At 66.3% G+C, this 16,554-nt stretch carries 13 protein-coding genes and 2 rRNA genes; 10 read left to right on the forward strand and 5 right to left on the reverse strand.

The window, feature by feature from the left end; genetic code table 11:
* Window positions 1–178: 178 nt before the first annotated feature.
* The 3 genes from rrf (ACOZHM_RS15865) to ACOZHM_RS15875 all read left to right on the forward strand — a co-directional run bounded on the left by rrf (ACOZHM_RS15865) (window position 179) and on the right by ACOZHM_RS15875 (window position 1,206).
* Window positions 179–293: ribosomal RNA gene (rrf, locus tag ACOZHM_RS15865) — 5S ribosomal RNA — on the forward strand.
* Between the two features lie 156 nt (window positions 294–449).
* Window positions 450–564, forward strand: a 5S ribosomal RNA gene (rrf, locus tag ACOZHM_RS15870).
* Window positions 565–744: 180 nt separating this feature from the next.
* Window positions 745–1,206 carry an REP-associated tyrosine transposase gene (locus ACOZHM_RS15875; RefSeq protein ID WP_421570279.1) on the forward strand — a complete coding sequence of 154 codons (462 nt, stop codon included), beginning with the start codon at window positions 745–747 and terminating at the stop codon, window positions 1,204–1,206.
* A 61-nt stretch (window positions 1,207–1,267) separates the two neighbouring features.
* Here the strand turns inward: ACOZHM_RS15875 and ACOZHM_RS15880 are convergent, their stop codons facing one another.
* A complete protein-coding gene (locus ACOZHM_RS15880) occupies window positions 1,268–2,992 on the reverse strand; it encodes a M28 family metallopeptidase (RefSeq protein WP_421570280.1) in 1,725 nt (574 codons plus the stop codon).
* 52 nt (window positions 2,993–3,044) lie between these two features.
* Entirely contained in the window at window positions 3,045–3,707 is a 663-nt protein-coding gene (locus tag ACOZHM_RS15885; protein ID WP_421570281.1) for a hypothetical protein, read from the reverse strand.
* 181 nt (window positions 3,708–3,888) lie between these two features.
* Between ACOZHM_RS15885 and ACOZHM_RS15890 the strand changes: the two genes are divergently transcribed.
* Window positions 3,889–5,127, forward strand: coding sequence for a murein hydrolase activator EnvC family protein (locus ACOZHM_RS15890; protein WP_421570370.1), 1,239 nt, complete (start codon window positions 3,889–3,891; stop codon window positions 5,125–5,127).
* A gap of 92 nt (window positions 5,128–5,219) precedes the next feature.
* A complete protein-coding gene (locus ACOZHM_RS15895) occupies window positions 5,220–6,728 on the forward strand; it encodes a S41 family peptidase (protein ID WP_421570282.1) in 1,509 nt (502 codons plus the stop codon).
* A 104-nt stretch (window positions 6,729–6,832) separates the two neighbouring features.
* Here the strand turns inward: ACOZHM_RS15895 and ACOZHM_RS15900 are convergent, their stop codons facing one another.
* Entirely contained in the window at window positions 6,833–7,525 is a 693-nt protein-coding gene (locus ACOZHM_RS15900) for a rhomboid family intramembrane serine protease (protein WP_421570283.1), read from the reverse strand.
* A 232-nt stretch (window positions 7,526–7,757) separates the two neighbouring features.
* Here ACOZHM_RS15900 and ACOZHM_RS15905 point away from each other — a divergent pair, with 232 nt between their 5' ends.
* Both ACOZHM_RS15905 and ACOZHM_RS15910 read left to right on the forward strand, forming a co-directional pair.
* Window positions 7,758–9,101, forward strand: a complete 1,344-nt coding sequence (locus ACOZHM_RS15905) for an outer membrane protein transport protein (protein ID WP_421570284.1) — start codon at window positions 7,758–7,760, stop codon at window positions 9,099–9,101.
* Between the two features lie 146 nt (window positions 9,102–9,247).
* Window positions 9,248–9,748: a hypothetical protein gene (locus ACOZHM_RS15910; protein WP_421570285.1), complete on the forward strand. Its 501-nt coding sequence runs from the start codon at window positions 9,248–9,250 to the stop codon at window positions 9,746–9,748.
* A gap of 189 nt (window positions 9,749–9,937) precedes the next feature.
* Here the strand turns inward: ACOZHM_RS15910 and ACOZHM_RS15915 are convergent, their stop codons facing one another.
* Window positions 9,938–10,666, reverse strand: coding sequence for a ThuA domain-containing protein (locus tag ACOZHM_RS15915; protein WP_421570286.1), 729 nt, complete (start codon window positions 10,664–10,666; stop codon window positions 9,938–9,940).
* A gap of 103 nt (window positions 10,667–10,769) precedes the next feature.
* Between ACOZHM_RS15915 and ACOZHM_RS15920 the strand changes: the two genes are divergently transcribed.
* A complete protein-coding gene (locus ACOZHM_RS15920) occupies window positions 10,770–11,417 on the forward strand; it encodes a hypothetical protein (RefSeq protein WP_421570287.1) in 648 nt (215 codons plus the stop codon).
* A gap of 90 nt (window positions 11,418–11,507) precedes the next feature.
* Here ACOZHM_RS15920 and putA read toward each other — a convergent pair whose 3' ends face one another.
* On the reverse strand, window positions 11,508–14,732 hold the full coding sequence (gene putA / locus ACOZHM_RS15925; protein ID WP_421570288.1) for a bifunctional proline dehydrogenase/L-glutamate gamma-semialdehyde dehydrogenase PutA: 3,225 nt from the start codon (window positions 14,730–14,732) through the stop codon (window positions 11,508–11,510).
* A 275-nt stretch (window positions 14,733–15,007) separates the two neighbouring features.
* Between putA and ACOZHM_RS15930 the strand changes: the two genes are divergently transcribed.
* Window positions 15,008–15,484, forward strand: coding sequence for a DUF2244 domain-containing protein (locus ACOZHM_RS15930; RefSeq protein ID WP_421570371.1), 477 nt, complete (start codon window positions 15,008–15,010; stop codon window positions 15,482–15,484).
* 11 nt (window positions 15,485–15,495) lie between these two features.
* Window positions 15,496–16,431 carry a cytochrome c oxidase subunit II gene (coxB, locus tag ACOZHM_RS15935; RefSeq protein ID WP_421570289.1) on the forward strand — a complete coding sequence of 312 codons (936 nt, stop codon included), beginning with the start codon at window positions 15,496–15,498 and terminating at the stop codon, window positions 16,429–16,431.
* The last annotated feature ends 123 nt before the right edge of the window (window positions 16,432–16,554 follow it).

Here is a 16,554-nt window from a genome sequence, read left to right on the forward strand (position 1 = left end):
CTTGACCATATAACCTCAAGTTGCCTTGGCCGACATGACATGTCGATAGATCCCAAGTGCACGCTACGTCACAAGACCAAACGAGAGGCAGGCGCTCAGGCGCGTCTCTTTGTAAAGCCGGCACACACGTGCCCGCTCCCTGCAAAGACACGCTCTGCGGCGACACTCCAAAAGCCTCCCTGGTGAAATTAGCGCTGTGGAACCACCCGATCCCATCCCGAACTCGGAAGTGAAACGCAGCTGCGCCGATGGTAGTGTGGCTCAAGCCATGCGAGAGTAGGTCATCGCCAGGGTTTATACCCCGAAAACCCCGTTGCTCACGCAACGGGGTTTTCTCTTTAATGTAGGGACCTGATTTTGAGGGGCCTGCACCCGGTAGCACACGACTGTGGGTCGTGTGGCACGGAGACAAATGCCGAGCTGGCGCAATGCGCTGCTCCAACCGTCTCCCTGGTGAACTTAGCGCTGTGGAACCACCCGATCCCATCCCGAACTCGGAAGTGAAACGCAGCTGCGCCGATGGTAGTGTGGCTCAAGCCATGCGAGAGTAGGTCATCGCCAGGGTTTATACCCCGAAAACCCCGTTGCTCACGCAACGGGGTTTTTTTTCGTTCGTGGTCATGCCCCAATGGGGTAATCACCACCTCGGCGGTTGATCGGGATGCAACCCTACCGGCGTCATCTGACATCTTGATTGAGACTTCCCGGATACAACCGATCCCGGGCAAACGCCACCCTGTGGTCATGTCCAGTCCACGCCTCCTCATCGGTCGTCGCTCCCTCCAAGGGGCGTACTACATGCTCACCACCACAGTCGCTGACCGCCAACGCATCTTCATCGACGACGCCACCGTCGAATGCGTGGTCGAAGCCCTGCGCTGCTCCGACCGGGAAAAGCGTTCGAAGACTCTCGCCTGGGTGGTCATGCCCGATCACATCCACTGGCTCATGCAACTGGGCAACGGCAACATCAGTCGCTGCATGCAGGCCTTCAAATCCCGCTCCGCACGCGCAGTGAACCTGCACCGCGGCACTCAGGGGGCCTCCCTCTGGCAACGCGGCTTCTACGATCACTGCGTTCGCTCGGACGAATCGCTGCTTGAACAGGCCAACCACCTCCTCGAGAACCCCGTTCGTTCCGGACTCACCACAAAGGTAGGCGAATACCCTTACTGCTGGAGTCGCTGGCCATCAGCGACAGAATGACCCAAAAAAAGCGGCGCCCATCAGGGCGCCGCTTCTTTAGAGCCAGCAATGTGAACCGGGCTTACTTCGCGGCAGGCGCAGCCGCCTCGGTCTTGCCCTTCATCATCTCGTCGCGGGCTGCCTTGAACGGATTGCCTTCGTACCAGTTCGGCCAACGGCCACCGACAGCCAGTTCCTTGCCGACGCCGTACAGCAGCTGCAGATCTTCCACCGTGCCGTCCAGCTTCCAGGTGCTGGCGTCGTACTCGTCCTTCGGGCCGTGGTAACGGTCGCGGCCATAGGCCTCGGCCGCCTTGCGGCCGGCGTCCACGCCGCCATCCAGCAGGTCTTCGCCACCGTCGGCATACAGCGCAGGCACGCCTGCCTTGGCGAAGTTGAAGTGGTCCGAACGGAAGTAGAAGCCGCTCTGCACCGAGCTCTCGCCATGCAGCGTGCGCTTCTGCGAGGCGGCCAGCGGCTTGAGGATGTCTTCCAGTTCCGAGCTGCCGAAACCGGTCACGGTCATGTCCTTGGCGCGGCCGGCCACCGACATCGCGTCGATGTTGATCACACCGGCAATCTTGTCCAGCGGGAAGGTCGGGTGGTTCACGTAGTACTTCGAGCCCAGCAGGCCCGACTCTTCCAGCGTGACCGCCAGGAACACCACCGAACGCTCCGGTGCCGGCTGCTGGTGCGCCATGGCATCGGCGACTTCCAGGATGCCGGCCACGCCGGTGGCATTGTCGACGGCACCGTTGTAGATGTTGTCGCCCTGCTCGCCCTCGTGCTTGCCCAGGTGATCCCAGTGCGCCATGTACAGCACCGCCTCATCAGCCTGCTTCGCACCCGGCAGCACGCCGACCACGTTGCGCGACTTCTTCTCGGCGATGGTGCTCTTCAGGTCCAGCGACAGCTTGGCCTTCAGCGGCACCGGCTTGAAGCCACGCTTGTTGGCATCCTTGTAGGCCTGGTCCAGGTCGAGCCCGGCGTCGGCGAACAGCTGGCGCGCAGCGTCGGCGCTCAGCCAACCCTGTGCCGGCAGGCGCGGCTCCGGATCATCCTTGGCGGTGAGGTCGTACTGCGGGCCCGCCCACGAATTCTTGACCACGTCCCAGCCATAGGAGGCGCCGGCGGTGTCGTGCACGATCAGCGCGGCGGCAGCGCCCTTGCGCGCGGCTTCCTCGAACTTGTAGGTCCAGCGCCCGTAGTAGGTCATGCGCTTGCCGTCGAACAGCTTGTCGTCGTTGACGTGGAAGCCCGGGTCGTTGACGAACATCACCACCGTCTTGCCCTTCCAGTCCTGGCCGGCATAGTCGTTCCACTTCTGCTCCGGCGCGTCCACGCCGTAGCCGACGAAGACCAGGTCGCTGCCGTCGATCTTCACTTCCTTCTGGCCGCTGCGCGTGCCGATCACCATGTCGGTGCCGAACTTCAGCTCGCGGGTCTTGCCGGCCTGGTCCAGCTTCAGCACGGTGCTTTCATCGGCGGTGGTTTCGGTCATCGCCACCTCCTGGAACCAGCTGTCGCCGTTGCCCGGCTGCAGGCCGATGCGCTGCATCTGGTCGCGGATGTACTCCACGGTGCGGTCTTCGCCGGTGCTGCCGGGGGCGCGGCCTTCGAACTCGTCCGAGGCCAGCGTCTTGACCAGCTCGCCGAAGTCGCCCGCGTTGATCTCCGGCGAGAAGGCGTGGCCGGCAGCGGCCGGGGCGGTGTCAGCGACCGGCGTGGGCGCCGGTGCAGCGGTCTCGCCCTTGCACGCGGTCAGCGCGGCAGTGGCGGCCAGGCACAACAGAAGTTTGCGGGACATCATCGATTCCTGGAGACAAAGGGCCGGTGCGCGGGCACCGGGTGACAGAGTATCAATCGTTTGGCGCCGCGTCGGTGTCGAACGGTACGGGCGTGGCGCCGGTCACCGGACCGATGTGCCCGCTGCGATGCACGTACAGCGTGACCTCACGGTCGAACTGCAGCGGACCGTTCACCGCCGCATTGGGGCCGATGATCACGCGCGGCTTGCGGCCCGGCCCCAGCGACAGGCTGAAGTTCGGCTTGTTGACGTGGATGCCGCCCTCGACCACCGACCCGATACCGACGGTGATGTCGCCGTTGACCGTCTCGATGCCCTTGGAAAGCCGGGTCTCGACCAGCCCGATGCCGCCATTGACCGTCTCCAGGCTGCCATCGATGCGGGTACCGCGGTCGGTGAAGATGCTGCCGTTGACGGTTTCAAGATCGCCATCGATCTCCACCTTCTGGCCGACCCGGATGCTGCCGTTCACCGTGGAAATGCCACGGGTGCGGGCACGGTCGCCGATCTTGATGCCGCCATTGACGGTCTGGATGTCGGCGGTCTCGGTGTCTTCGTCCACCGTGATGCCGCCGTTGACGGTTTCGAGGTCGCCATAGGCCTGGCCAGAGGTGGCATGGATGCTGCCATTGACCTTGCTGATGCTCTCGTTGGCAAAGGCAGGCGCGCAAGGCAGCACCAGGGCCAACAGCAGCGGGAGCGGGAAACGTTTCATGTGGGTTCGTCCGGTATGCGGCTGGCAGGCCGCCTGCAGGAATGTCACCATGCAGCGCTGCGATCCGCATCTGCCTGAAGTCACTGGAAAGCCCTTGCGCACCAACGTCTCTTCCTCACGCCGGAATAACAATCCGATCGCTGGGCGCGGCCGTGGGTCGCGTTGGCAGGTGGCACTGTCGATGTGGGTGCTGGTGGCAGCACTGCTCGGGTCGGCGCCGCTGGCCGCGCAGAACCCGAAAGAAGCCGAACGCAAGCTGCAGAAGCTGCGCACCGAACTGAAGGGCGTGGCGCAGGAACGGCGCACCCTGGAAGGCCAGCGCGGCCAGGCATCGCGCCAGCTGCGCGAGGCCGACGAGAAGGTGGCAACGACCGGCCGCGTGCTGGCCCAGACCGAAACGGCACTGCAGCGCGAAACCCGCGCCCTGCAGGAACTGCAGCACCGCCGCAGCGCGCTGCAGGCCGGGCTTCAGCAGCAGCGCCAGGAACTGGCCTCGCTGCTGCGTGCCGCCTACCGGGTCGGCAACAACGCGCCGCTGAAACTGCTGCTGTCGCAGGACCGGGTGGCCGATGCCAACCGCACGCTGGCCTATCACCGCTACATGCAGCGCGAGCGCGCACGACGGATCGGTGCGCTGACCGCCGACCTCACCGAACTGGAGTCGGTGGAGGCGCAGATCGTCGAACGCCGTCAGGCGCTGGAAGGAACCCGCCAGCAGCAGAAGCAGCAGGCGGCGACGCTGGCCAATGATCGTCGGACCCGGGCCGCCACCGTGGCCAGCCTGGACGAGCGTTACAAGGACCGCAGCGAACGCGAGAAGGCGCTCGGCCAGGATGCCAAGGCACTGGAATCGCTGCTGGCGAACCTGCGCGCCGCGGCTGCGCGGGCCGAGGCGGAACGGCGTGCTGCCGCGCGCCGCGCCGCGGCAGAGAAGGCCGCCGCAGAAAAGGCCGAACGGGCCGCCGCCGCCAACGGCACCCGGCCGCCGCCGCGCCCGGGCAAGACCCCGCCTGCCGTGGCCTCCGCACCGGCGCCGAAGGTGGGCGGCCTGGGCTGGCCGCTGTCGGGCAACCTGCTGGCGCGCTATGGCGGCAAGCTTCCCGACGGCCGTACCAGCAGCGGCGTGCTGATCGGCGCGCCTGCCGGCAGCACCGTCACTGCCGTGGCCGATGGCACCGTGGTGTTCTCGGACTGGATGACCGGCTACGGCATGATCCTCATCGTGGACCATGGCAATGGCTACATGAGCCTCTACGCGCACAACGACACGCTGCTGCGTGACGCCGGTGCGACCGTCAAGAAGGGGGAGGCCGTGGCCAAGGTCGGCAACTCCGGCGGGCAGGGCGTCACGGCGCTTTACTTTGAATTGCGGCGTGGTGGGCAGCCGGTGGATCCGTCTTCGTGGTTGCAGCGGCAGTAGATTCAACAAGAATTTATCGTGCCTTCGCGCATAATCGGGCCACGCATCGCTGGTGCGTGTCGTCCCGTCCCCCGCTCACCCTGGAGTGCTTCATGCGCGTAGCCCGTTCCGCCACCCTGCTGCTGGCCCTGGTGCCCGCGCTGTCCTGGGCACAGCAGACCACCCCGGTGCCGGAACGCACAGGCGACGAGGCGTCCACCGAAGAGGCGGTGACCTCGCGCGTACCGCTGGAGGAAATCCGCCGTTACGTGGCGGTCTACAACGCGGTGCGCGCGGCCTACGTGGAGCCGGTGGACGACAAGAAGCTGATGCAGTCGGCCATCCGCGGCCTGTTGCTGGACCTGGATCCGCACAGCACCTATTTCGACAAGGAAGATGCCGAAGCCTTCGACGAGCAGGCCGAAGGTGCCTATGAAGGCATCGGCGTGGAACTGCAGCAGCAGCCGGACAACAGCAGCCTGAAGGTCATCTCGCCGATCGACGACACCCCGGCGGCCAAGGCCGGTGTTCTGGCCGGCGACCTGATCATCGCCATCGACGGCAAGCCGATCAGCGCCATCGAGGCCACCGAGCCGCTGCGTGGCAAGGCCGGCAGCAAGGTGGTGCTCACCATCGTGCGCGAGGGCAAGGCCAAGCCGTTCGATGTCTCGATCACCCGCGAAACCATCCGCGTCACCAGCGTGCGCAGCCGCATGCTGGAGCCGGGCTACGGCTACATCCGCCTGAGCACCTTCCAGGCCGATACCGGCGCCGACTTCCAGAAGCATGTGGCGCAGTTGCAGCAGCAGGCCGGTGGCAAGCTCAAGGGGCTGGTACTGGACCTGCGCAGCAATCCCGGCGGCCTGCTCACCGCCGCCGTGCAGGTTGCCGACGACCTGCTCGACAAGGGCAACATCGTGAGCACCCGCGGCCGCATCGCGATCAGCGACGCGCGCTTCGACGCTACCCCGGGCGACCTGCTCAAGGGCGCGCCGGTGGTGGTGCTGGCCGATGCCGGATCGGCGAGCGCGTCGGAAGTGCTGGCCGGTGCGTTGCGCGACAACGGGCGCGCGCGCGTGGTTGGCAGCCGCAGCTTCGGCAAGGGCTCGGTGCAGACCGTGCTGCCGCTGGACAACGGCGATTCGGTCAAGCTGACTACTGCGCGGTACTTCACCCCCAGCGGCAAGTCGATCCAGGCCACCGGCATCGTGCCCGACGTCGTGCTGCAGCCGGAGAAGAAGCCGGGCGCGGACGACGACCTGCCCGCCAGCCTGTCCGACTACAGCGAGGCCACCTTGCCGGGCCACCTGCGCGGTGACGACGAAGGCGGCGAGGGCTACAAGGCCGGCGATGTACTGCCCGGTGATGGCCCGATCAACGACGCGCTGGCCGAGCTGAAGCAGCCCGGTTCGGTGGCGGCCCGGCAGAAGGCGGAAGCCGCGAAAAAGCCGGCGCCGAAGGCGGAAGCTAAACCGGCGACAGAGGCCAAGCCTGCGGCAGAAGCGAAGCCTGCGGCAGAAGCGAAGCCTGCGACAGAAGCGAAGCCTGCGACAGAAGCGAAGCCAGTTCCGGAAGCAAAGCCGGCACCGAAGCCGGAAGCCACCCCTGCTACCAAACCGTGAGGTAGCGCCGGCCGTTGGCCGGCCCTCATGAACGCCGGAACCGCCGCCTGGGCCGGCCAACGGCCGGCGCTACCGGGCTGGCAGACCTACGGTCTGGCCACGCCCTAGAACCCGTGCCGCTTCCGCAGCCGCCGGGCAATCGCCGCGCGCACATAGACCCCGTACGCCAGCCCGAACACGAACCCGGCGATATGCGCCCACCAGGCCACCATGCCGAAGGTCGGGCCGATATAGGCAAACACCACCTGCAGCCCGGCCCACACGCCGATCAGCAGGTAGGCCGGTGCGCGCACGAATTCCAGGAACAGGCCCAGCGGGATCACCACCCCCAGCCGCGCGCCGGGGAACAGCGCCAGATACGCCCCGATCAGCGCCGACACCGCGCCGCTGGCGCCGATGATGATCTGGTCCGGGTTGCCCATCGTGTAGATCGCGGTCAGGTTGGAGATCGCGCCACCCACCAGGAAAAGCAGGATCAGCCGCCACGGTCCCAGTACCCGCTCGGCCGGCAGGCCGAAGATCAGCAGGAACACCAGGTTGCCCAGCAGGTGCGACCAGTCCGCATGCAGGAACAGGGCGGTGAACAGCCGCAGCACGCTGCCGTCTTCGACGGTGGCCCACCAGTCCAGCGGCCGGGTCAGCCCGGTCGACAGGGCGCCCCAGTCCATCCACAGGCTGCGCCGCGCATCGCCCGGCCGCGAGATCGACCACAGGAACGCCGCCCATAGCGTGGCGAACAGCAGGGGCGTGGCCCAGCGGACGGCGGACTTCTTGCGGGAGGGGAGCGAGACGAACATGGGTGGGCGCTAGCCTAGCGCGCCAAGGCTCCTGAAGGGCGTGTGGCGGGTTCAGCCTGAATAGCCGGAAGGGCGAAGACCGTTATTGTTTCATTAACCGGTCTCGGTATACTCGCATACGGCGTCGTATGTCGGGAGGGGAATCCGGCGCGTTGTTTTCGGCCTTTCGGGGCGGGAAATGGCGCAGGCGCGCGTTGCCAAACATCACACGCATTTCCGGAGAGAACAAACGATGCATACCGCTTCCACCCTCGCCCGCGTCACCGCCCTGGCCGTCGGCATTGCCGGTGTCCTGGCCGTTGGCCACGTCAACGCCGCCGCCTTCCAGCTGAAGGAAAACAGCGCCAAGGGCCTCGGCCGTGCCTTCGCCGGCTCGGGCAGCGCCCAGGGCGACGCCTCGATCATCGCCGTCAATCCGGCCGGCATGCGCCAGCTGGAAGGCACCCAGATCCAGGGTGACCTGAGCGCCATCAGCTTCAAGGCAGAATTCAAGGGCACCGGCCGCAAGCCGACCGGCCAGCCGCAGACCGGCGGTGACGGCGGCGACGCCGGCATGATTGCCCCGGTTCCGGCCGCGTACTTCCACATGCCGATCGGCGAGCAGGCCCACTTCGGTGTGTCGCTGACCGCGCCGTTCGGCTTCAAGACCGACTACGACAACGGCTGGGTGGGTCGCTACAGCGGCCTGAAGACTGACCTGAAGGCGATCGACCTGGGCTTTGCCGCCTCGTACGACGTCAACCCGTACGTGTCCTTCGGCGCGTCGGTGTTCGTTGAGCACCTGACCATCGAACTGAGCAACAACATCGACTTCGGCACCGCGCTGGCCCAGTCCCGCGTGCCGGGCTTCGCCCCGGGCAGCGCCGATGGCAAGCTGACCGTGGAAGGCGACAACAACGCCGTGGGTTGGACCATCGGCGGTCTGTTCAGCCCGGATGAGAACACCCACATCGGCTTCAGCTACCGTTCCAAGGTCGAGCACAAGATCACCGGCGGCGACGCCACCTTCGACGTGCCGGCCAACGCTGCTGCCGTGCTGGCCGTGGCCCAGCCGGGTCGCTTCGTGAGCACCTCGGGCAAGGCCACGCTGACCCTGCCGGCCTCGGCCACCATGAGCGTGACCCACAACGTCAACGACCGCTGGACCGTGATGGGTGACGTCACCCGTACCGCCTGGTCGACCGCGTTCGACCAGGTCACCATCGACTACGCTTCGGCGCAGCCGGACTCGGTGCTGGAATTCGGCTACCGCGACACGACCTTCGTCTCGCTGGGTACCGACTTCAAGCTGAGCGACACCGTCACCCTGCGTGGCGGCGTGGCGTATGACCAGACCCCGACCACCGACGCGCACCGCGACGTCCGCGTGCCGGACACCAGCCGCAAGTGGCTGTCGCTGGGCGTGGGCTGGACCCCGTCGGCGAACATCGAATACAACTTCGGCTACACCCACCTGTTCACCAGCGATCCGAACCTGAATGTCCCGGCCACCACCAACAACCAGGGCAACTCGCTGACCGGCAAGTACAAGGTCCGCGGCGACGTGCTGGCCGCTTCGGTCAACTACAAGTTCTGATCCACGGCGTTCGCGCCGCGTAACACCAGAAGGCCCCGCGCAAGCGGGGCCTTCTGCGTTTGAGCCGAACAGCACCCCTTCGAGTCGGCTCTACCCCATCGCCATCGACGCGATATGCTGATTCCTCAATGCATGTGGAGGCGATGATGGATCGACGCTACCTGAAGAAGATGCGGGCCTACTGGGCGCGCGAGGAGCAGCGAAAGCAGCGCCATCTCAGGCGCATGGTGCAGTCACCGTGGTTCGACCACTGGCACACGCATCCGGACTTCAAGAGCAAGGGCAACCGTTGTATTGAAGATCGCGTGGCCGTTGCGGCCATCGCCATTCGCGGGCTTGGCTGGCTCGCTGGGGAGCTGGCAACCCAGAAGCGCGCCGTTCAATGCTGGGTCGAGCTCTACCAAGACACTGGGAGCGATTCCATCTGGCTGCACTCGGAAAATCCGAACGGTACTTCGTTCCCAAGGAGCTTCGACAGTGTCTCCTGGGACCAGGATGTGCCCGATTGGCTGCAAACGCTTGCTCCAGTCGAGCGCTTCGAGATTGGCAGGCGCGACTGGGATGATGAGGTGGTCTATATCATCCGCCCTGTCGAGCAGCGGCGGGAGAGCCGGCGCTGTATCGAACGAGCCGAGCCGACGGGGTAGAGCGGACTGGGTAGAGCGGACTGGGTAGAGCGGACTGGGTAGAGCGGACTGTTAGTCCGCTGTCGTTCGCCTGCCATCAGCTTCCGCGCGGAGAGCAGCCGACTAACAGTCGGCTCTACCCAGTCGAGTGCGTTTTACCCCATCTGCTCTATGCAGTCGGCCATACCCATCTGGCCACCGTATCGCGCCTCAGCATTCCGGTGAACGCCCCGCCGCATACAACAACCCCTGCCGCAGGTGCGCGAGGAAATCGCGGTTGCGGTACAGGCCCGTGTCATGCCCCAGACCCGTATACCAGCTGCGCCCGCCATCAAACGGATGGCACCACGCAATGGGATGGTCGGCGCCCATCGTGCCGCCCTGGTACTGCCGCTCATCCACGGTGGCGATGACCTGCACCGCCGCGCGCGGGTTGCTGCGGTAGTTGTAGAGCTCGTCGCGCACCGGCCACGAGGTGCCGTATGGCTTGCCGTCGCGCTCGGGCTGCACGCGGCTGAACTGCAGGCCGTCCGGGTGGTTCTTGAAGTACGCGCCCACCAGCCGCCCATACCATGGCCAGTCGTATTCGGTGTCCGCCGCCGAATGCACGCCCATGAAACCGCCACCGGCGCGGATGAAGTGCTCCATCGCCTGCTGCTGCGTGGCATCGAGTACGTCGCCGGTAGTGTTGGCAAACACCACCACGCGGTAGCGGGCCAGGTTGGCGTCGTTGAAGTCGGCCGGGTTCTCGCTCTGGTCCACCGCCATCCGCTCGCGCTCGGCCAGCAGGCGCAGCGTGCTCACGGCCGTGGGAATCGAGTCGTGGCGGAATTTGGCGGTACTGGTGAACACCAGCACGCGTTCCGTGGCCGCCGCCGTGGCGGCAGGGGTTGTGGACAGGAAGATCGCCAGCAGCAACGGCAGGACATGTGAGCGCATGGCCGGATCATGCCACACCCCCGTACAATCCCCGTCCGCGCGCAACCGGCTGCTGCCGCCTGCGGCGCAGGTACCGCTTCACGATCCATGACAAGGAAACCACATGTCGCCCGTTCTGCTTCGTTCCACCCTGGCCCTGGGCCTGTCCCTGCTGGCCGCACCGGCCTTTGCCGCTGCCGACTTCGCCACCTGCTTCACGCTAACCCCGGGCCTGCGCTGGTCGACCGGCGATGAAACGCTGACCATCGAGAAGACGTCCTTCAACGGCCAGGACGCCATCAAGGTGCACAGCGCAGGTGGCGGCGTGGGTACCGCCAGCTACTACGATGCCAGCGGCCGCCAGCTGCTCGGCCAGGACCGCTACGGCATTTCCGCCTGGGGCGGCGATGCCTCCCAGCCGGTGATGACCGACACCTTCAAGCCGGCGCCGAGCTTCCCGCAGAGCGCCAAGCCGGGCGAGCGCTTCGTGGTCAACGGCAGCGGCGAGCGCACCCACCATGTGGAAGAAACGGTGGAGCCGGTCGACTACGACGGTTTCAACGACTACACCTTCGTCGGCTTCGAGAACGTGGAGGCCACGGTCGACAACGCGCCGCGCACCTTCAAGGATGCCTGCCACGTCACGGCCACCTTCGAAGACAACCGCATCGAGGCCTGGTATGCCGCCGGCTTCGGCCGCATCAAGTTCGAGCGCTACATGGGCGAAGACCTGCTGATGCGCGATGAAATCGAGGCGATCCACGCCGACTGACGCCACCCACAAAAAACCCCGCTTTCGCGGGGTTTTTTGTTCATCGGCCGTGTAGAGCGGGGCTCTGCCCCGCTGCTCGAATCCGCCGAATCAATCGCCCAACGTCAACAGCGAAGCATTGCCGCCGGCCGCCGTGGTGTTCACGGTAACGGTCTTTTCGGTGGCAAACCGCAGCAGGTAGTGCGGGCCGCCGGCCTTCGGGCCGGTGCCGGACAGGCCCTGGCCGCCGAACGGCTGCACGCCCACCACCGCACCGATCTGGTTGCGGTTGACGTACACGTTGCCCACGTTCACGCGCGACGCAATGCGGTCCACGGTCTCGTCGATGCGCGAATGCACGCCCAACGTGAGGCCGTAGCCGGTGGCGTTGATCTGGTCGATCACCGCATCCAGCTGGTCGCCCTTCCAGCGGATCACGTGCAGCACCGGCCCGAAGATTTCCTTGTGCAGCTGGTCAAGGTTCTTCAGTTCGTACGCACGCGGGGCGAAGAAGGTGCCGTGCGCGGCGGCTTCGCTGAGCTCGGCAGCGGCGATCAGGCGCGCTTCCTTCTCCATGCGCAGCGCGTGTTCCTGCAGGATCTGCAGCGCGTCGGCGTCGATCACCGGACCGACGTCGGTGGACAGCAGGCCCGGGTCGCCGATCTTCAGTTCGGCCATCGCACCGGCCAGCATGGTCATCACCTTGTCGGCGATGTCGTCCTGCACGAACAGCACGCGCGCGGCCGAGCAGCGCTGGCCGGCGGAGGTGAAGGCCGAACCAATCGCATCCTTGACCAGCTGTTCCGGCAGCGCCGAGGAGTCGGCGATGAAGGCGTTCTGGCCGCCGGTTTCGGCGATCAGCACGCCAATGGCGGCGTCGCGCGCGGCCATCGCACGGTTGATCGCACGCGCGGTGTCGGTCGAACCGGTGAAGGCAACGCCCGCCACGCGCGGGTCGGCGGTGAGCGCGGCACCGACGGTGGCACCGTCGCCGGGCACGAACTGCACCACGCCTTCGGGCACGCCGGCATCGAGCAGCAGCTTCACCGCGTAGTAGCCGATCAGGTTGGTCTGTTCGGCCGGCTTGGCGATGACGCTGTTGCCGGCGGCCAGCGCGGCGCTGACCTGGCCCAGGAAGATCGCCAGCGGGAAGTTCCACGGGCTGATGCACACGAACACGCCGCGGCCATGCAGCTGCAGTTCGTTGGATTCACCGGTCGGGCTGGGCAGCTTTTCGGCATGGCCGAACTGCTCGCGCGCCTGCTTGGCGTAGTAGCGCAGGAAGTCCACCGCTTCGCGCACTTCGGCGATGCCGTCGGGCAGGCTCTTGCCGGCTTCCTTCACGCACAGCGCCATGAATTCCGGCAGGCGCGCTTCGAGCTGGTCGGCGGCATGTTCCAGGATGGCGGCGCGGCTGGCGGCCGGCGTGCGGTTCCACTGCGGCTGCGCGGCGACGGCATTGGCCAGCGCCTTCTCGACGGTGGCGCTGTCGGCCGGCTGCCACTGGCCGACGACCTGGCGGGTGTCGGACGGGTTGACCACGTTCAACAGGGCGCCGGTGGGCTGCGCACCCGGCACCAGCGGGGCCGCCTGCCATGGCTTGACGGCGGCGTTGAGCTGCTCGGCCAGGGCGCGCAGATCGTTGTCGTTGGCGAGATTGACGCCCATGGAGTTCTTCCTGTCGTGGTTCTGGCTGCGCAGCAGATCGACCGGCAGCGGGATTTTCGGGTGTGGAATCGAGTCGAACGAGGCCACGGCGTCGACCGGGTCGCGGATCAGGTCGTCGATGGCCACGTTGTTGTCGGTGATGCGGTTGACGAAGCTGGAATTGGCGCCGTTTTCGAGCAGGCGACGCACCAGGTACGGCAGCAGGTCTTCGTGCGAGCCCACCGGTGCGTACACCCGGCACGGCACGTTCAAACGGTTGGCCGGCACGACTTCGGCATACAGGTCATCGCCCATGCCGTGCAGCTTCTGGTGCTCGTACTGGCCGCCCTGCGCAATGGCCTGCACCGCCGCGATGGTGTGCGCGTTGTGCGTGGCGAACATCGGATAGATCGCATCGGCATGCGTGAACAGACGCTTGGCGCAGGCCAGGTAGGACACGTCGGTGTTCTGCTTGCGGGTGAACACCGGGTAGGCCGGCAGGCCGTCGATCTGCGCGCGCTTGATTTCCGCGTCCCAGTACGCGCCCTTGACCAGGCGCACCTGCAGGCGGCGGCCGATGCGGCGGGCCAGGTCGGCCAGGTAGTCGATCGTGTACGGGGTGCGCTTCTGGTACGCCTGCACCACCACGCCGAAGCCTTCCCAGCCGGCCAGCGAAGCATCGCTCACCACCGCTTCGATGATGTCCAGCGACAGTTCCAGGCGGTCGGTTTCCTCGGCATCCACCGTGCAGCCGATGCCGTAGGACTTGGCGAGCTGGGCCAGTTCCAGCACGCCCGGGACCAGGTCGGCCATCACGCGCGCGCGCTTGGCATGCTCGTAGCGCGGATACAGTGCCGACAACTTGATCGAGATGCCCGGGGCCGAATTGACGTCGCCGTCCGGGCGGCCGCCACGCGCCTTGTGGTCGCCGCCGATCGAGTGGATCGCGCGGCGGTAGTCTTCCAGGTAACGCTTGGCGTCTTTCATGGTCAGCGCGCCTTCGCCGAGCATGTCGAACGAATAGCGGTAGCTGGCGTTGTCGCCCTTGTGCGAGCGCGACAGCGCCTCGTCGATGGTGCGGCCCATGACGAACTGGTGGCCCATGATCTTCATCGCTTGGCGCACGGCCAGGCGGATCACCGGCTCACCCACGCGGCCCATCAGGCGCGCGAACGCACCCGGCACGTCGGCGCGGGTGGCGTCGTTGATCTGCACGATGCGGCCGGTGAGCATCAGGCCCCAGGTGGAGGCGTTGACCAGCACCGAGTCGCTGCCGCCCAGGTGCTTCTTCCAGTCGGCATCGCCCAGCTTGTCGCGGATCAGCTTGTCGGCCGTCTCTTGGTCCGGAATGCGCAGCAGCGCCTCGGCCACGCACATCAGCAGCACGCCTTCCTCGCTGCCCAGGTCGTACTGGCGCATGAAGGCTTCGATCGCGCCCTGGTCCTGGGCGCGTACACGCACGCGCGCCACCAGGTCGGCGGCGGTGGCCTGCACCCGCGCCTGTTCGTCGGCGGGCAGCCGCGCCTGCGCCAGCAGTTCGCGCACGTGGCTGGCCTCGTCCTTCATCCAGGCATCGGTGATCGCCTGGCGGAACGCATTGGGAACGGCCGGCAGCTCGGAGGACAGCAGCGGCGGGCGGGAGGCGCCGGACGAGGCCGGGGCAGGGGGAAGCGCGGAAGATGCGGTCATGCCGGTTGGCTCGTGGAGAACTTGACCATTTTAATCGTTTTTCCGCGCCCTGGAGCAATCGGGTGTGCGCTCTCGATCACGGTCATAGCCTTTCATACAGGGGGATTTGGGCGATCCTCCCGGCACCCCATTTATTGTGCCGATTTCGTCAAATCGACCGCCGGTCATCATGCTGTGTTGCACCATTTCCGAAACTGTGAATGGACCCTTGCCGCTCGCGCGACATCAGGGCTACCATCGAGACGTTTCCCGCGGCAGGAAAACGCGGTTGCGACATGATCGAGGTGCTCACCGCTCCGGACGGATCAGAAACGCAACTGCGGCTGCGTCCCCCACGGGCGCTCGATGCCCGGCAGTTCGTCCTGTTGTTTGAAGTGTTGGCGGGGGTGATGTGGCTGGTCGCCGGCTTCGGCTGGGTTACCGGCAACGTGTTCGCCCCCCTGTTCGCGCTGCTGTACAGCCTGGTGCTGGCAGTGGCACTGCGTGTGTTGTGGCGTAGTGGTGAACGGCAGGAAGAAATCCGGGTAGTGCCGGCGTGTGTGGAGGTCATCCCCGCACCCGGTGAATTGCCGGTGTTCAGTGCCCACCCCCATTGGGTGCGGCTGATCACCGACGACGAGAGGGTCCGGCTTGCGTCCAGCGGTAGGCAGGTGGAAGTGGGGAGTTTCCTCGCACCGGCCGAACGCCAGGCACTGGCAGAGACACTAGAAGGCTTGCTCGCGGCCAGCGATGGCTGCAACCGACGACGCTAAGGGTCTAGGCAATGAAGCAATGCAAGAAGTGGGGCACGACGTTTGCAACAGCAGTGGGGTGTGGGGCAGCGCTGATGGCGCCGGCTCTGGCGTGGGCCCAATCGGCCGACCCGAAGCCGTGGCAGCTGAACATGGGCAAGGGGGTCACGCAGAGCTCGCGGTTGGCCTGGGAATCCAACATGTTCTCGCTGTGGGTGTGTACGGTCATCGGCGTGCTGGTGTTCGGCGCGATGTTCTATGCCATCTTCAAGTTCCGCAAATCCAAGGGCGCGGTCGCCGCCCAGTTCAGCCACAACACCAAGGCAGAGATCATCTGGACGGTCATCCCCGTGCTGATCCTGGTGGTGATGGCGTGGCCGGCCACCGCGAACCTGATCAAGTTCTACGACACCCGCGATGCCGAAATGACCGTCAAGGTCACCGGCTATCAGTGGATGTGGAAGTACGAATACCTGGGCGAGGACGTCACCTTCACCAGCCGCCTGGACCGTGAGTCCGACCGCGTCCGCCAGAGCGGCAAGGTGCCCGACCGCGAAAGCCATCCGCACTACCTGCTCGATGTGGACAACCGCCTGGTGCTGCCGGTGGATACCAAGGTCCGCTTCGTCATCACCTCCGACGACGTGATCCACGCGTGGTGGGTGCCGGCCCTGGGCTGGAAGCAGGACGCCATTCCCGGGTTCATCAACGAGGCCTGGACCAACATCGAACAGGTGGGCGTCTACCGCGGCCAGTGCGCTGAACTGTGCGGCAAGGACCATGGGTTCATGCCGATCGTGGTCGAAGCGGTGTCCAAGGAAGACTTCAAGAAGTGGCTGGCCGACAAGCGGCCCAAGGCGGCCGATCCCGCGCCGGCACCGGCGGCACCGGAAGCCACGCCCGCACCTGCGGCCCCGGACGCGCCGGCACCCGCCGCCGCCCCTGCACCGGCGCCTGAAAACGCCTGAGAAACGAACCGCGGGCGCCGCCCCGCCGGCGGCGGCTCAGGGGGGCGCCCCCGGACAACCCCGCCCCCCCCGACCGACGGGGTGGCGGGGTGTTCAGCCCCGCCCCCAGTAACAGCGGGGGGG

Source organism: Stenotrophomonas sp. PD6, assembly GCF_049199305.1.
GTDB lineage: Bacteria > Pseudomonadota > Gammaproteobacteria > Xanthomonadales > Xanthomonadaceae > Stenotrophomonas.

What these genes read in the sequence shown, in the direction of transcription:
- ACOZHM_RS15875 (WP_421570279.1), top strand. Translation starts at nt 745, where the DNA reads ATGTCCAGTCCACGCCTCCTCATCGGTCGTCGCTCCCTCCAAGGGGCG.
- ACOZHM_RS15880 (WP_421570280.1), bottom strand. Translation starts at nt 2,992, where the DNA reads ATGTCCCGCAAACTTCTGTTGTGCCTGGCCGCCACTGCCGCGCTGACC.
- ACOZHM_RS15885 (WP_421570281.1), bottom strand. Translation starts at nt 3,707, where the DNA reads ATGAAACGTTTCCCGCTCCCGCTGCTGTTGGCCCTGGTGCTGCCTTGC.
- ACOZHM_RS15890 (WP_421570370.1), top strand. Translation starts at nt 3,889, where the DNA reads ATGTGGGTGCTGGTGGCAGCACTGCTCGGGTCGGCGCCGCTGGCCGCG.
- ACOZHM_RS15895 (WP_421570282.1), top strand. Translation starts at nt 5,220, where the DNA reads ATGCGCGTAGCCCGTTCCGCCACCCTGCTGCTGGCCCTGGTGCCCGCG.
- ACOZHM_RS15900 (WP_421570283.1), bottom strand. Translation starts at nt 7,525, where the DNA reads ATGTTCGTCTCGCTCCCCTCCCGCAAGAAGTCCGCCGTCCGCTGGGCC.
- ACOZHM_RS15905 (WP_421570284.1), top strand. Translation starts at nt 7,758, where the DNA reads ATGCATACCGCTTCCACCCTCGCCCGCGTCACCGCCCTGGCCGTCGGC.
- ACOZHM_RS15910 (WP_421570285.1), top strand. Translation starts at nt 9,248, where the DNA reads ATGGATCGACGCTACCTGAAGAAGATGCGGGCCTACTGGGCGCGCGAG.
- ACOZHM_RS15915 (WP_421570286.1), bottom strand. Translation starts at nt 10,666, where the DNA reads ATGCGCTCACATGTCCTGCCGTTGCTGCTGGCGATCTTCCTGTCCACA.
- ACOZHM_RS15920 (WP_421570287.1), top strand. Translation starts at nt 10,770, where the DNA reads ATGTCGCCCGTTCTGCTTCGTTCCACCCTGGCCCTGGGCCTGTCCCTG.
- putA (WP_421570288.1), bottom strand. Translation starts at nt 14,732, where the DNA reads ATGACCGCATCTTCCGCGCTTCCCCCTGCCCCGGCCTCGTCCGGCGCC.
- ACOZHM_RS15930 (WP_421570371.1), top strand. Translation starts at nt 15,008, where the DNA reads ATGATCGAGGTGCTCACCGCTCCGGACGGATCAGAAACGCAACTGCGG.
- coxB (WP_421570289.1), top strand. Translation starts at nt 15,496, where the DNA reads ATGAAGCAATGCAAGAAGTGGGGCACGACGTTTGCAACAGCAGTGGGG.